Source organism: Blastococcus colisei, assembly GCF_006717095.1.
Classification (GTDB): Bacteria; Actinomycetota; Actinomycetes; order Mycobacteriales; family Geodermatophilaceae; genus Blastococcus_B; species Blastococcus_B colisei.
The window spans coordinates 1,923,216-1,937,130 of record NZ_VFQE01000001.1; the positions used below are offsets into that span (position 1 = coordinate 1,923,216).

The 13,915-nt window shown below is 71.6% G+C and carries 12 protein-coding genes; 8 read left to right on the forward strand and 4 right to left on the reverse strand.

The genetic code is table 11. The features are described from left to right. Positions 1-46: 46 nt before the first annotated feature. The 3 genes from FHU33_RS09115 to tkt form a co-directional block, all read right to left on the reverse strand. On the reverse strand, positions 47-1,660 hold the full coding sequence (locus tag FHU33_RS09115) for a glucose-6-phosphate isomerase (RefSeq protein ID WP_142025076.1): 1,614 nt from the start codon (positions 1,658-1,660) through the stop codon (positions 47-49). Beyond that, on the reverse strand, positions 1,657-2,757 hold the full coding sequence (gene tal / locus FHU33_RS09120; protein ID WP_142025077.1) for a transaldolase: 1,101 nt from the start codon (positions 2,755-2,757) through the stop codon (positions 1,657-1,659). Before tal ends, FHU33_RS09115 begins: the two co-directional genes overlap by 4 nt. Before the next feature lie 184 nt (positions 2,758-2,941). Then, positions 2,942-5,149 (reverse strand): transketolase, encoded by a 2,208-nt coding sequence (gene tkt / locus FHU33_RS09125; protein WP_142025078.1) that lies wholly within the window; start codon positions 5,147-5,149, stop codon positions 2,942-2,944. Positions 5,150-5,458: 309 nt separating this feature from the next. Here tkt and FHU33_RS09130 point away from each other — a divergent pair, with 309 nt between their 5' ends. Both FHU33_RS09130 and FHU33_RS09135 read left to right on the forward strand, forming a co-directional pair. Next, the gene (locus FHU33_RS09130; protein ID WP_142025079.1) at positions 5,459-6,391 is read left to right on the forward strand and encodes a heme o synthase; all 933 of its coding nucleotides are present in this window, start codon (positions 5,459-5,461) and stop codon (positions 6,389-6,391) included. A 3-nt stretch (positions 6,392-6,394) separates the two neighbouring features. Further along, positions 6,395-6,679, forward strand: a complete 285-nt coding sequence (locus tag FHU33_RS09135) for a hypothetical protein (protein ID WP_142025080.1) — start codon at positions 6,395-6,397, stop codon at positions 6,677-6,679. An 87-nt stretch (positions 6,680-6,766) separates the two neighbouring features. On the opposite strand, the gene FHU33_RS09140 is transcribed toward FHU33_RS09135, so the two are convergent. Next, entirely contained in the window at positions 6,767-7,711 is a 945-nt protein-coding gene (locus FHU33_RS09140; RefSeq protein ID WP_246063434.1) for a COX15/CtaA family protein, read from the reverse strand. 220 nt (positions 7,712-7,931) lie between these two features. On the opposite strand from FHU33_RS09140, the gene FHU33_RS09145 reads away from it, so the two are divergent. The 6 genes from FHU33_RS09145 to FHU33_RS09170 are packed head-to-tail and all read left to right on the forward strand — an operon-like array spanning position 7,932 to position 13,909. After that, positions 7,932-8,681, forward strand: a complete 750-nt coding sequence (locus FHU33_RS09145) for a helix-turn-helix transcriptional regulator (RefSeq protein ID WP_246063436.1) — start codon at positions 7,932-7,934, stop codon at positions 8,679-8,681. Further along, positions 8,678-10,120 (forward strand): Fe-S cluster assembly protein SufB, encoded by a 1,443-nt coding sequence (gene sufB, locus FHU33_RS09150; RefSeq protein WP_142025082.1) that lies wholly within the window; start codon positions 8,678-8,680, stop codon positions 10,118-10,120. Before FHU33_RS09145 ends, sufB begins: the two co-directional genes overlap by 4 nt. Next, positions 10,120-11,436 (forward strand): Fe-S cluster assembly protein SufD, encoded by a 1,317-nt coding sequence (sufD, locus tag FHU33_RS09155; RefSeq protein WP_211355053.1) that lies wholly within the window; start codon positions 10,120-10,122, stop codon positions 11,434-11,436. Before sufB ends, sufD begins: the two co-directional genes overlap by 1 nt. After that, positions 11,433-11,786 (forward strand): non-heme iron oxygenase ferredoxin subunit, encoded by a 354-nt coding sequence (locus FHU33_RS09160; protein ID WP_142025083.1) that lies wholly within the window; start codon positions 11,433-11,435, stop codon positions 11,784-11,786. The genes sufD and FHU33_RS09160 overlap by 4 nt, the downstream gene beginning before the upstream one ends. 9 nt (positions 11,787-11,795) lie before the next feature. Continuing rightward, positions 11,796-12,599 (forward strand): Fe-S cluster assembly ATPase SufC, encoded by an 804-nt coding sequence (sufC, locus tag FHU33_RS09165; RefSeq protein ID WP_142025084.1) that lies wholly within the window; start codon positions 11,796-11,798, stop codon positions 12,597-12,599. Then, positions 12,596-13,909 (forward strand): cysteine desulfurase, encoded by a 1,314-nt coding sequence (locus tag FHU33_RS09170; RefSeq protein ID WP_142025085.1) that lies wholly within the window; start codon positions 12,596-12,598, stop codon positions 13,907-13,909. Before sufC ends, FHU33_RS09170 begins: the two co-directional genes overlap by 4 nt. Positions 13,910-13,915 lie beyond the last annotated feature (6 nt).

A 13,915-nucleotide genomic window follows, 5' to 3' on the forward strand; every position in this document is an offset into this window, starting at 1 on the left:
GACGACGGGAGCGCTCAAGCGAATCGTGCGGCTGTAACGACCGACCTCAGCTGAGTGCCGACAGGAGCTGGTCCAGCCCGGCGGCGCGGTCGGTCAGGTGCAGGTGCAGGAGGGGGCGCTCCCGGTCGGCCAGCGCCTTGCGGTCGCCGCCGGCCTGGGCCGCCTGGAGCGTCGCGAAGGTGAACGGCTGGTCGGGCACCGGGAGGTCCTCGGCCACCACGCCGGTGAGCTGCAGGAACGCGCCGACCTGGGGCCCACCCTTGTGGTACTGCCCGGTGGAGTGCAGGAAGCGCGGCCCCCACCCGAAGGTGACCGCTCGCTCCGCCCGGCGGGCGAGGACGGCGCGCAGGTCCTCGGCGCCCGCGTCCTGCTGCCGGTCGAGATAGGCCATGACCGCGAGGTAGCCCCGCGGGGGGATTGCCGCGAGCAGTGCCTCGACGGCCAGGGACGCGCCATCGTGAGAAGAGAGGTCGACTCCGTCGAGCACGCCGCCGCTGCCCCGGATCTCGATGGCCCCCACGGTCGCCGCGGGCCGCTCGTCCGGGAGCCCGTCGGACAGGATCCGCGAGGTGTTCTCCTTGCTCTCGGTGACGTTGGGCTGGTCGAAGGGGTTGATCCCCAGGATCCGCCCCGCCACCGCCGTGGCGTACTCCCAGCCGAGGAACTGGGCGCCGAGCGGACCGGAGACCGCGAGCGACGGTCCCTGGGCTGGAGCGTCCGAGCCCACGACCGCGAGCAGGACGTCGGGGCCGGCCGACCCGGGGGCGTCGACGGACTCGAGGACGACGGGCAGGATCCCGCGCCCCTGCTTGCCGGTGGACTCGGCGATCAGCTGCTCGGCCCAGTCGCCGAAGCCGGGTAGCCCGGGGTCCGAACCCTGTCCGCCACTGCCGGCCAGGGCCAGCTTGTCGCGCCCGGCGCGAAAGGCCGCGCCCATGGCGATACCGAGCTCGAGCGCGGCGTTGCCCGGCTCGGAGAGCCCGCCGGCCAGCTCCTCCGCCTCGTCGAGCAGCGCGCCGACGTCGGCCCCGGCGAGCGCCGAGGGCACCAGCCCGAAGGCCGACAGCGCGCTGTAGCGGCCGCCGACGTTCGGGTCGGCCAGGAACACGGCCCGGGCGCCCATGGCGGCCGCGGTCTCGGAGAGGGGAGAGCCGGGGTCGGTGACGACGACGAAGCGCCGACCGACCTCCTTCTCGTCCAGCCCGGCCTCGGCGAACGCGGCGACGAACGCCCGGCGTTGGCTCTCGGTCTCCACGGTGCCGCCGGACTTCGAGCTGACCACCACGACGGTGCGGTCGAGGTCGGTCATGGCCGCGGCGACCTGACCGGGGTCGGTGGTGTCCAACACGACGAGGGGGACGCCGGCCGTGCGGCAGATGACCTCCGGGGCGAGCGAGGACCCGCCCATGCCGCAGAGGACGACCCGGTCCAGGCCCTCCCCGGCCAGTTCGGCGCGGAGGTCCGCCAGCCGGGAGACCAGCTCGCGGGAGGTCGCGGGCAGGTCCAGCCAGCCGAGCCGGATCGCCGACTCGCTCTCGGCCTCGGGACCCCAGAGGGTGGCGTCCTTGCCGACCAGCCGCGCCGCGACGTCGTCCTCGGTGAGCTGGTCCCGGACCGGGTCCGGGATCTCCAGCCCGGTCACGCGAACCGTCAGATTCATGCCTTGTCCTCGAGCTCCGTGCGCACCGACTCGGTCAGCTCGTCCCAGGAGTCGACGAACTTCTGCACGCCCTCCTGCTCGAGCACCCGGAAGACGTCGTCGAGGTCGACGCCGGCGTCGCGCACCGACTGGATCACGGCCGCGGCGTCGTCGTAAGCCTTCTGGACCGGCGTTCCGGCGCTGCCGTGGTCGGCGTAGGCCATCATCGTCTTCTCGGGCATGGTGTTGACCGTGCCCGGCGCGATGAGCTCGCTGATGTACATCGTGTCGGAGTACTCGGGGTTCTTCACCCCGGTCGACGCCCACAGCGGTCGCTGCCGCGCCGCGCCCTGCGCCTCCAGGGCCTGCCAGCGGTCGGAGGAGAAGACCTCCTCGTACGCCTGGTAGGCCAGTTGCGCGTTGGCGATGCCGGCCTTGCCCTTCAGCGACGCGTCGGCGCCTGACTTGTCCAGACGCTTGTCGATCTCGGTGTCCACCCGGGAGACGAAGAACGACGCCACCGACGCGATGCCCTCGAGCGAGCCGCCGTTGGCCACCCGCTTCTCCAGGCCCGAGAGGTAGGCGTCCATGACCGCCCGGTAGCGCTCGAGGCTGAAGATCAACGTGACGTTGACACTGATGCCGTTGGCGATGGACTCGGTGATCGCGGGCAGGCCCGCCTCCGTGGCCGGGATCTTGATGTAGAGGTTGGGCCGGTCGACCAGCCACCACAGGTGGCCGGCCTCGGCGGCCGTGGCGTCGGTGTCGTTGGCCAGACCCGGGGCCACCTCGAGGGAGACCCGGCCGTCACCGGGGGAGGCCTCGGCCACGGGGGCCAGCAGGTCGCAGGCATCGCGGACGTCGGCGGCGGTGATCGTCCGGAGCGCTTCCTCGACGCTCACCCTGCGGACCGCGAGCGCGTGCAGCTGGTCGTCGTAGGAGTCCGACCCGCTGATCGCCGCGGCGAAGATCGTCGGATTCGTGGTGACCCCGACCACCGAGTGCTCGTCGACCAGGGACTGCAGGTTGCCGCTGCGGATGCGGTCCCGGGAGATGTCGTCGAGCCAGACGGCTACGCCTGCCTCGGAGAGCTCGGCCAGCTTCTCGTTCTGTGCCATGTCATGTGCCCTTCTGATCCGGTGGGCTTGCGGCCCCGTCCCGAGGCTCGCCGCGAGCTCGCGAGTGGTCTGACGGCCTCGATGCAGGGTCCCGCCGCGAGCCTGGGAGGGGTGAGGGGGCATCGGGGTCCTTCTGGGGGTCCTTTCACTTCCAGGCTGGATGGGTGGGTCGCCGACGGTCGCTTCAGCGGTCGCCGGTGGGGGTGTGCAGGACGCCCGCGGAGTCGGGCCCGGCCGGGACGCCGGGGCCCGCCGCCGCGGCTTCGATGCTCTCCCGCGCTGCACTGACGACGGCTTCCTGCGTCAGACCGAACTCCTCGTAGAGCACGGTGTAGGCGGCGCTGGCGCCGTAGTGGTTGATGCCGACGATCCGGCCGGCGTCGCCGACGAACTCGCGCCAGCCCATGGGCACGGCGGCCTCGACGCTGACCCGGGCGCGGACCGAGGGGGGAAGCACCCCGTCCTTGTAAGCGCGGTCCTGCGCCGCGAACCACTCGACGCAGGGCAGCGAGACCACGCGGGTCGGGACTCCGTCGGCCTCCAGCACCTCACGGGCGGCGACGGCGATCTGCACCTCCGACCCGGTGCCCATGAGGATCACCTCGGGCGTCCCGGACGAGGCCTCCGCGAGCACGTAGCCGCCCCGGGCGACGCCCTCGGCCGAGGCGAACTCGTCGCGGTCGAAGACCGGCAGGTTCTGGCGGGACAGGACGATCCCGGCCGGCCGGTCGTTGTGCTCGAGGATCGTCCGCCACGCCACGGCGACCTCGTTGGCGTCGGCCGGGCGGACGACGTCCAGACCCGGGATCGCGCGCAGCGCGGCCAGGTGCTCGATCGGCTGGTGGGTCGGGCCGTCCTCGCCCAGGCCGATGGAGTCGTGCGTCCACACGTAGGTGACCGGCAGCTGCATGAGGGCGGCCAGGCGGACGGCGCCGCGCATGTAGTCGGAGAACGTCAGGAACGTGCCGCCGTAGACGCGGGTGCCGCCGTGCAGCGCGATGCCGTTCATGATCGCGCCCATCGCGTGCTCGCGGACGCCGAAGTGCAGGATGCGGCCGTAGGGGCCACCGCTCCACATCTTGGTCTGGCGGCCGGCCGGCACGAACGACGGCTCACCCTTGACCGCGGTGTTGTTGCTCTCCGCGAGGTCGGCCGAGCCACCCCACAGCTCGGGAAGCTCCGGGTAGAGGGCGGCGAGCACCTCGCCGGAGGCCTTGCGGGTGGCGACCCCCTTGGCGTCGGCGGGCCAGCTGGGCAGCTTCTGCGCCCAGCCCTGCGGGAGCGTCCGGGTCGTCATGCGCTCCAGCAGCGCGGCGCCGTCCGGGTTGCCCTGCGTCCAGGCGTCGAAGCCCTGCTGCCAGCCGGCGTGCGCCTCCTGGCCGCGGGTGACCACCTTCCGGGCGTGCTCGATGACCTCGGGAGCCACCTCGAAGGTCTGCTCCGGGTCGAAGCCGAGGATCTCCTTGGTGGCGTCGACCTCGTCGTCGCCGAGCGCCGAGCCGTGCGCGGCGCCGGTGTTCTGCTTGTTCGGCGCCGGCCAGGCGATGATCGTCCTCAGCACGATGATCGACGGGCGGCCGGTCTCGGCCTTGGCGGCGGCGAGCGCCGCGTCGATCGCGGCCATGTCCTCGCCGTCGTCCACGTGCTGCACGTGCCAGCCGTAGGCCTCGTAGCGCTTGCCGACGTCCTCGGTGAAGGCGACGTTCGTGTCGTCCTCGATCGATATCTCGTTGTCGTCGTAGACGAGGACCAGGTTGCCCAGCTGCTGCGTGCCGGCCAGGGACGACGCCTCGCCGCTGACGCCTTCCTCGAGGTCGCCGTCGGACGCGAAGCACCAGATCGTGTGGTCGAAGAGGCTTTCGCCCTCGGGGGCGTCCGGGTCGAACAGGCCGCGCTCGCGGCGGGCGGCCATCGCCATGCCCACGGCGTTGCCGACGCCCTGGCCGAGCGGGCCGGTCGTCGTCTCCACGCCGGGGGTGTGGTTGACCTCCGGGTGTCCCGGGGTCTGCGAACCCCACGTGCGGAGCGCCTTGAGGTCGTCGAGCTCCAGGCCGTAGCCGGAGAGGTACAGCTGGACGTAGAGGGTGAGGCTCGAGTGGCCCATCGAGAGCACGAAGCGGTCCCGGCCGACCCAGTTCGGGTCGCTCGGGTCGTGCCGCAGCCACTTCTGGAAGAGCAGGTAGGCGGTGGGGGCCATGCTCATCGCCGTCCCCGGGTGGCCGTTGCCGGTCTTCTGGACGGCGTCCATCGCCAGGACGCGCGCGGTGTCGATCGCGCGGCGGTCCAGGTCGGTGAAGCCGTCCGGGAGGGTCGGGTTCGGCTGGGCCGGGCTGCCGGTCGGGCTGTCGGTGGCGGCCTCGGCCGGGGCTTCGGACCGGGTGCTCTGCGTCATGTGCTGGTGCTCCCTCGGAGATCTGGCGCTCTGTCGTGCGACCGGCGTCGTGTCGTGCGGCCGGTGTCCGGCATGGGCCCGCGCTGGACCGGGGGCGCTACCGTCGTCGACGTCGGCCCTACCCGCTGCACAGGCAGCAACAACGTGATCAAGCCTAGTCGTCCGGCCTCGTGCCGCGACGTGGCCGGTGCACCCTCCGGGCTACAGTGGCTCGCGTTTCCCGTCCTCGGTTCGAGAAGGCCCCCCTTTGCTGTTCAGCCGGCCGGCAGTGCCCTGCAGCCCGCGCGTCTCCGCGCACGAGGGCACCCGGTGACGGCGCTCTCCACGCGCCGCGCCGATCCCGCCCGCCGTCCGCCCAGCGCCCTCCGCGCACGGATCTCCGCCTACGTGGCGCTGACCAAGCCGCGGATCATCGAGCTGCTGCTGGTGACCACGGTGCCGGCGATGATGCTGGCCGCGCGCGGCTGGCCGTCGCTCTCGCTGCTGCTCCTCACCCTGCTCGGCGGCACCCTCGCCGCGGGCGCGGCCAACGTCTTCAACTGCTACTTCGACCGCGACATCGACCGGTTGATGCAGCGCACCCAGAAGCGGCCGCTGGTCACCGGGCAGGTCTCCCCGCGGGCGGCCCTGGTCTTCGGCGTGGTCCTGACGGTGACGTCGGTCGTGCTGCTGGCGCTGACCACGACGCTGCTGGCCGCCGCGCTGGCCGCGGCCGCGATCTTCTACTACGCCGTCCTCTACACGATGGTGTTCAAGCGGCACACCCGGCGGAGCACCGAGTGGGGTGGCGTGCCAGGAGCGGCACCGGTCCTGATCGGCTGGGCCGCCGTCACCGGCTCCCTCGACTGGCCGGCCGTCGTCGTATTCGGCGTCGTCTTCTGCTGGCAGATGCCGCACTTCTGGGCCCTGGCACTGCGGTTCAAGGACGACTACGCGCGGGCCGACGTCCCGATGCTGCCGGTCGTCACCACGGCGCTGTCGGTGGGTCGGCAGACCGTGGCCTGGGCCTGGGTGACCGTCGCCGTCTCGCTGTCGCTGTGGCCGGTCGCCGAGGACTACGGCATCGGGCTCGGCTACACGATCGCCGCGGCGCTGCTCGGTGGCTGGTTCGTCGTGGAGTCGCACCGCCTCCTCCGCCGGATCGTGGGCGGCGGGGACGCCAAGCCGATGCAGCTGTTCCACGTATCGATCTCGTACCTGGCGCTGCTGATGGTCGCGATCGTCGTCGACGCCATCGTCTGAGCCGTGCGGCGGGACATCGCCAACGCGCGGATGGGTCGGTTGGTCGGGGCCGACTGGCGGACCTACTCGCTGCGGACCACCGGCATCGCGCCGGCGGAGGTCGAGGAACTGATCGAGGCCGGTTGGCCGGTGATCAGCTACCTCGCGGGAGGTCGCCTGGTCTGGCACGACGAGGACGACGCCTGGCCTGCGTGGGCCGACGCCCGCAGCGCCCCCGAGGACGTGCGCGCCGGCCGCTGGGAGTCGCCCGACGGCTCGCTCGCCGTCGTCCTCGTCTGGCACGAGTGACGAACGTCCGTCGCCGGCCGACGGTGTGCGCGGATGCGCAGATCCTCGGATCAGAACTGCCGATCAGCGCACACTGTCGGCGTCGGGTCAGCGGGTGGCGGTGGCGGCTTCCGTCGATGAGGTCAGGGGGAGCTCGGACGCCGGGCCGCGGACCGACCAGACCAGCCGGGCGGTGTAGGCGGTGATGAGCACAGCGCCCAGCATGTGCAGCAGCACCAGGGCGATCGGCAGGTCGGTGAAGTACTGGACGTAGCCGACGAGGCCCTGCGCGAGCTGCACGACCAGCAGGTCGCGGGCCGCCCGGCGGACGCGGCCGGGGGAGTCGGTGGCGTACAGGGCCACGAGCAGGGCGACGGTCAGGCCCAGCAGGAGGAAGACGACGTCGGCGTGCAACTGGCTGACCAGCTCGGGGTCGAAGCCCATGCGGACCGGCGCGGCGTCGGGGTCGTCCGGCACGTCGCCGCTGTGCGGTCCGCTGCCGGTGACGACGGTGCCGAGCACGAGGACGACGGCGGTGACGGCGGCGATGCCGTTCACCAGCAGCACGAACGGACGGCGCAGCAGCGGGCGGCCGACGCCCGGCTCGCGCGAGCGCAACCACAGCGTGGTCGCCAGCGCCACGAGGACGGCCGACACCAGGAAGTGCGCGGCCACCGTCCACGGGTTGAGACCCGTGAGCACCGTGACCCCGCCGAGCGCCGCCTGGGCGGGGATGCCGAGGAACGTGAGGACGGCGAGGGCGCGGAGGTCGCGTCGCGGGGAGCGCCACACGGCCACCACGGTCGCGATGGCCACCGCGGCGAGCACGAAGGTGAGCAACCGGTTGCCGAACTCGATGAGCCCGTGCCCGGCGAGCTCCGGCGTCGCCACGAAGCTCTCGTCGGTGCAGCGCGGCCACGTCGGGCAGCCCAGCCCGGAGCCGGTGAGGCGGACCAGCCCACCGGTCACGACGATCAGGCCGTTGGCGACCGCGTTGGCCAGGGCGATCCGGGAGACGGTCGCGGGGGAGAAGGAGGTGGGCAGCGCCGGCACGGGTCCGATGCTATGTGGTCGGCGGCCTCGAACGGCTCGCCATGAGTCATCGGTGGCCGCTGCCGCGTGAGCCTCCTCACGGGCGGCCTGCCCGAAGGCCCGTTCTTAGGTTGACCTTGCTTGCGGTGCTCCCGATATAGGACACACTTGTGTTGTGGAAAGCGCTGTGGCACACCCGCGTCCGTCGGCGACCGCCGACGACGGGCGTACCCGCGACCGCGTGAGCGCCCTGCTGCTCGAGCACGGACCGCAGACCGCCACCGAGCTCGCCGCGCGGCTGGGCATCTCCTCGGCCGCGGTTCGCCGGCACCTGGACTCCCTCGTCGCCGCCGGCCGGCTCGAGGAACGGCTGACGCGTGAGGCGCACCGGGGCCGCGGCCGGCCCGCCCGCCGGTTCCACCTCACCGACGCCGGCCGGGCCCGGTTCCCGCACGCGTACGACGACCTCGCGCTGACCGCACTGCGCTACGTCGCTGCCTCCGGCGGCCCGGACGCCGTCCGTGCCGTCGCCGAGCAGCAGCTCGCCGGCCTCGAGGCCCGCGCGTCCAACGCCGTCCAGCAGGCCGTCGATGCCCGCCCCGGGGAGCCGGTGGACCGGGCGCAGGCCCTGGCCGCCGCGCTCACGGCCGAGGGCTACGCTGCCACGGCCTCGGCGATCTCCGGCGGGGGGCAGCTCTGCCAGCACCACTGCCCGGTGGCGCACGTGGCCGCGGAGTTCCCTCAGTTGTGCGAGGCCGAGACCGCGGTGATCGGCCGGCTCGTGGGCACCCACGTCCAGCGGCTGGCCACCATCGCCCACGGCGACGGGATCTGCACCACCCACATCCCGGGGCCATTTCGACCGGGGAACAGATCAGCCCCCGCACGCCCTGTACCAGGTGAGCGAGCAGCGCCCGAACGCGCGCGCACCCGCACGACGCAGTCCGCAATCACCACCCCCACGAACCACCGGGAGAGGACGCCCGCATGACCAGCACCCAGGAGCCGGTGATCAGCACGCCGCTGACGCAGGACGAGCAGATCGACCAGCTCGGCCGCTACAAGTACGGCTGGGCGGATGCCGACACCGCCGGTGCCTCGGCCCGCCGCGGGATCGACGAGGACGTCGTCGCCGACATCTCGCGTCGCAAGAACGAGCCCGAGTGGATGCTCGAGCGCCGTCTCAAGGCCCTCAAGCTGTTCGGCCGCAAGCCCATGCCCGACTGGGGCTCGGACCTCTCCGGCATCGACTTCCAGAACATTAAGTATTTCGTCCGCTCCACCGAGGCGCAGGCCGCCTCGTGGGAGGACCTGCCCGACGACATCAAGAACACCTACGACAAGCTCGGCATCCCGGAGGCGGAGAAGCAGCGCCTCGTCTCGGGTGTCGCCGCGCAGTACGAGTCCGAGGTCGTCTACCACCAGATCCAGAAGGAGCTGGAGGACCAGGGCGTGATCTTCCTGGACACCGACACGGCTCTCAAGGAGCACCCGGAGATCTTCCAGGAGTACTTCGGCTCGGTGATCCCCTCCGGCGACAACAAGTTCGCCGCGCTGAACACCGCCGTCTGGTCGGGCGGCTCGTTCATCTACGTCCCGAAGGGCGTGCACGTCGACATCCCGCTGCAGGCCTACTTCCGGATCAACACCGAGAACATGGGCCAGTTCGAGCGGACGCTGATCATCGTCGACGAGGGCGCCTACGTGCACTACGTCGAGGGCTGCACCGCGCCGATCTACAAGAGCGACTCGCTGCACTCCGCGGTCGTCGAGATCATCGTCAAGAAGAACGCGCGCTGCCGGTACACGACCATCCAGAACTGGTCGAACAACGTCTACAACCTGGTCACCAAGCGGGCCGTGGCCCACGAGGGCGCGACCATGGAGTGGGTCGACGGCAACATCGGCTCCAAGGTGACCATGAAGTACCCGGCGGTCTGGATGACCGGCGAGCACGCCAAGGGCGAGGTCCTCTCGATCGCCTTCGCGGGCGAGGGCCAGCACCAGGACGCCGGCGCCAAGATGGTGCACGCCGCGCCGAACACCTCCTCGACCATCGTGTCGAAGTCGGTGGCGCGTGGCGGCGGCCGCACCTCCTACCGCGGTCTGGTCCAGATCGACGAGGGCGCCTACGGCTCGAAGTCGACGGTCAAGTGCGACGCGCTGCTCGTCGACACGATCAGCCGGTCGGACACCTACCCCTACGTCGACGTCCGCGAGGACGACGTGGCCATGGGTCACGAGGCGACGGTCTCCCGCGTCAGCGACGACCAGCTCTTCTACCTGATGAGCCGCGGTCTCTCCGAGGACGAGGCCATGGCCATGGTGGTGCGCGGGTTCGTGGAGCCGATCGCCCGCGAGCTGCCCATGGAGTACGCCCTCGAGCTGAACCGGCTCATCGAACTGCAGATGGAAGGTGCCGTCGGCTGATGTCGACCGATCACACCAGCACGACCGACCTCACCACCCAGCCGAGCACCCTCGCCTCGGAGCTCTTCGCTCCGGGCGTGGGTGCCCAGGCCGGGCCGCCGACCAGCCCCGCCGCCGACACCGGCAGCGCCGGGGAGGCGACCCCGGGTGCGCACTCGCACGGCGGTCCCACCCCGACCGGCTCGCCGGCCGAGCGGTTCACGTCCACCGACCCGGACGCCTTCGGCGTGCCCACGGGCCGTGAGGAGACGTGGCGCTTCACGCCGATGAAGCGGGTCCGTCCACTTCTGGACGGGGCTCCCTCCGACGCGCATCTGGTGTGGGAGACCGACCTGCCCGAGGGCGTGGAGCTGACCAGCGTCGAGGCCGACGACCCGCTGCTGAAGGGCCTGCCCGAGCCGGCCGACCGGCTGGCCGCGCTGACCCGCCAGCGCAGCGGCGGCGCCGCCGTCGTGCGCGTGCCGAAGGAGGCCCAGCTCGACCGCCCGGTCGTGCTCGGGCTGGCCGGCACCGGCGGCGACGACGTGGTGTGGGGCCAACTGGTCGTCGAGGTCGGCGCCTTCGCCAAGGCCACGATCGTCCTGGACCACAGCGGCCTGGCCCGGTACTCCGGCGGTGTCGCGGTGCTCGTCGGCGACAGCGCCCAGGTCACGCTCGTCTCCGTGCAGGACTGGGCACCCGGTTCGGTCCACGGCGGCCAGTACGACGCCGTCGTCGGCCGCGACGCTACGTTCAAGCAGGTCGTGGTCACCCTCGGCGGTGACCTGGTCCGGCTGGTCAGCAACGTGCAGTACGCCGGCCCCGGCGGCAGCGCCGAGCTGTTCGGCGTCTACTTCGCCGACGAGACCCAGCACCAGGAGCACCGCCTCTGGGTGGACCACGCCGTCCCGAACTGCCGCAGCAACGTCCTCTACAAGGGCGCGCTGCAGGGCGAGGAGGCGCGCACGGTCTGGATCGGCGACGTCCGCATCCGGCCCGCCGCGACCGGCACCGAGACCTACGAGCTCAACCGCAACCTGGTGCTCACCGACGGCGCCCGCGCCGACTCGGTGCCCAACCTGGAGATCGAGACCGGCGAGATCGTCGGCGCCGGCCACGCCAGTGCCACCGGCCGGTTCGACGACGAGCAGCTGTTCTACCTCTGCTCCCGGGGCATCGACGCCGAGACCGCCCGACGGCTCGTGGTCCGCGGCTTCTTCGCCGACGTCGTCCAGCACATCGGCATCGACACCCTGCAGGACCGGCTGATGGGCACCATCGAGGCTCGCCTCGGTGCCCTCCCCGGCCTGGACGACCAGGAGGTCGTGCCGGCATGAGCTTCGAGCGGGTCTGCGCGCTCTCCGACATCAAGGAGCCCGGCTCCCTGAGGGTCGAACTGGACGACGTCGACATCGCCGTCGTCCGCTTCGAGGGCGACGTCTACGCGATCGAGGACCTCTGCTCGCACGCCGAGGTGCCGCTGAGCGAGGGCGACGTCGAGGAGTTCAAGGGCGCGCCCACCATCGAGTGCTGGCTGCACGGGTCGTGCTTCGACCTGCGCACCGGCGAACCCACCAACCTGCCGGCCACCGAGCCGGCTGCCGTCTACCCGGTCCGCGTGGAGGGGGAGGACGTGTACGTCGATGTCGAGATCGACGACAGCCTCCCCGCCGCGGCCAGCAACTGAGGAGCACGAGTGTCCGTCCTGGAGATCCGCAACCTGCACGTCTCGGTCGGCGAGGGGGACGACGCCAAGGAGATCCTCCGCGGCGTCGACCTCACCGTCCGCTCGGGTGAGACGCACGCGATCATGGGCCCGAACGGCTCGGGCAAGTCGACCCTGGCCTACTCGATCGCCGGCCACCCCAAGTACACGATCACCGGCGGCACGGTGACCCTCGACGGCGAGGACGTCCTCGCGATGACCGTCGACGAGCGCGCCCGCGCCGGCCTGTTCCTCGCCATGCAGTACCCGGTCGAGGTGCCCGGCGTCTCGGTGTCGAACTTCCTGCGCACCGCCGCCACCGCGATCAAGGGCGAGGCGCCCAAGCTGCGCACCTGGGTCAAGGACGTCAAGACCGAGATGGCCGGCCTTGAGATGGATCCGGCGTTCGCCGAGCGCAACGTCAACGAGGGCTTCTCCGGTGGTGAGAAGAAGCGCCACGAGATCCTGCAGATGCGGCTGCTCAAGCCGGCCATCGCCATCCTCGACGAGACCGACTCCGGCCTGGACGTCGACGCGCTGCGGATCGTCTCCGAGGGCGTCAACAAGACCCGCGAGGAGGGGGACGTCGGCGTGCTGCTGATCACCCACTACACGCGGATCCTGCGCTACATCAAGCCGGACTTCGTGCACGTCTTCGTCAACGGCCGGATCGCCGAGGAAGGCGGGGCGGAGCTGGCGGAGAAGCTCGAGAACGAGGGCTACGCCGCCTACGTCAAGGACTCCAACGAGCAGGCGAGCGCCGAGCGCGCCGCCGCGGAGGTCGTTCAGGCATGACCGTGACCGTCTCGCGTCCTGAAGCCGGGGCGCAGAAGCAGCCCCTGCCGCTGGACGTCGAGGCGATCCGGGCGGACTTCCCGATCCTGTCCCGCACCGTCCGGGACGGGAAGCGGCTGGTCTACCTGGACTCCGGTGCGACGTCGCAGAAGCCGCACCAGGTGCTCGACGCCGAGCGCTGGTTCTACGAGAACGTCAACGCCGCCCCGCACCGGGGCGCGCACCAGCTCGCCGAGGAGGCGACGGGTGCCTACGAGGCCGCCCGCGCCACCATCGGCGCGTTCATCGGCGCTCCCGAGCGGGAGATCGTCTTCACCCGCAACACCACCGAGGCGATCAACCTCGTCGCCTACGCCCTCTCCAACGCCGCGACGGCGAAGGAGGAGGAGTTCCGCACCTACGCCGTCGGCCAGGGCGACGAGATCGTGGTCACCGAGATGGAGCACCACGCCAACCTCGTGCCGTGGCAGCAGCTGTGCGAGCGCACCGGGGCGACCCTTCGCTGGCTCGGGCTCACCGACGACGGCCGGCTCGACCTCTCCGACCTGACGACAGTGGTCAACGAGCGGACCAAGCTCGTGGCGGTCACCCAGCAGTCGAACATCCTGGGCACGATCAACCCGCTGACCGAGATCGTCGCCCGGGCCCACGAGGTGGGCGCGCTGGTGCTGGTCGACGGCGCGCAGTCGGTGCCTCATCAGCCGGTCGACGTCACGGAGCTGGGCGCGGACTTCCTGGTGTTCTCCGGGCACAAGATGCTCGGGCCCACCGGCGTCGGCGTGCTGTGGGGGCGTTACGACGTCCTCGACAAGCTGCCGCCGTTCCTGACCGGCGGCTCGATGATCGAGGTCGTGCGGATGGAGGGCAGCACCTTCGCCGCCCCGCCGCAGCGCTTCGAGGCCGGCGTGCCCATGACGGCGCAGGTGATCGGCCTGGCCGCCGCCGTCGAGTACCTGCAGGCGCTCGGCATGGACAACGTCGAGGCTCATGAACGGGCGATCACCGGCTACGCGCTGGAGAAGCTCGGCGAGATCCCCGGCGTCACGGTGATCGGCCCGCCCGACACGGTGGCCCGCGGGGGAGCGATCTCCTTCACCGTCGAGGGCGTCCACCCGCACGACGTGGGTCAGGTTCTCGACGACCAGGGCATCGCGGTCCGCGTGGGGCACCACTGCGCCTGGCCGGTCGTCCGGCGGTACGGCATCCCGGCGACCACCCGCGCGACGTTCTACGTGCACACCGGCTACGACGACATCGACGCCCTGGCCGACGGAATTCGCGCGGCCCAGAAGTTCTTCGGAACTGTGTGAGGTCGA

Excerpts from the sequence above, each read along its gene's own strand:
- FHU33_RS09115 (WP_142025076.1), bottom strand. The coding sequence starts at position 1,660 with ATGAATCTGACGGTTCGCGTGACCGGGCTGGAGATCCCGGACCCGGTC.
- tkt (WP_142025078.1), bottom strand. The coding sequence starts at position 5,149 with ATGACGCAGAGCACCCGGTCCGAAGCCCCGGCCGAGGCCGCCACCGAC.
- tal (WP_142025077.1), bottom strand. The coding sequence starts at position 2,757 with ATGGCACAGAACGAGAAGCTGGCCGAGCTCTCCGAGGCAGGCGTAGCC.
- sufD (WP_211355053.1), top strand. The coding sequence starts at position 10,120 with ATGTCGACCGATCACACCAGCACGACCGACCTCACCACCCAGCCGAGC.
- FHU33_RS09170 (WP_142025085.1), top strand. The coding sequence starts at position 12,596 with ATGACCGTGACCGTCTCGCGTCCTGAAGCCGGGGCGCAGAAGCAGCCC.
- sufB (WP_142025082.1), top strand. The coding sequence starts at position 8,678 with ATGACCAGCACCCAGGAGCCGGTGATCAGCACGCCGCTGACGCAGGAC.
- FHU33_RS09160 (WP_142025083.1), top strand. The coding sequence starts at position 11,433 with ATGAGCTTCGAGCGGGTCTGCGCGCTCTCCGACATCAAGGAGCCCGGC.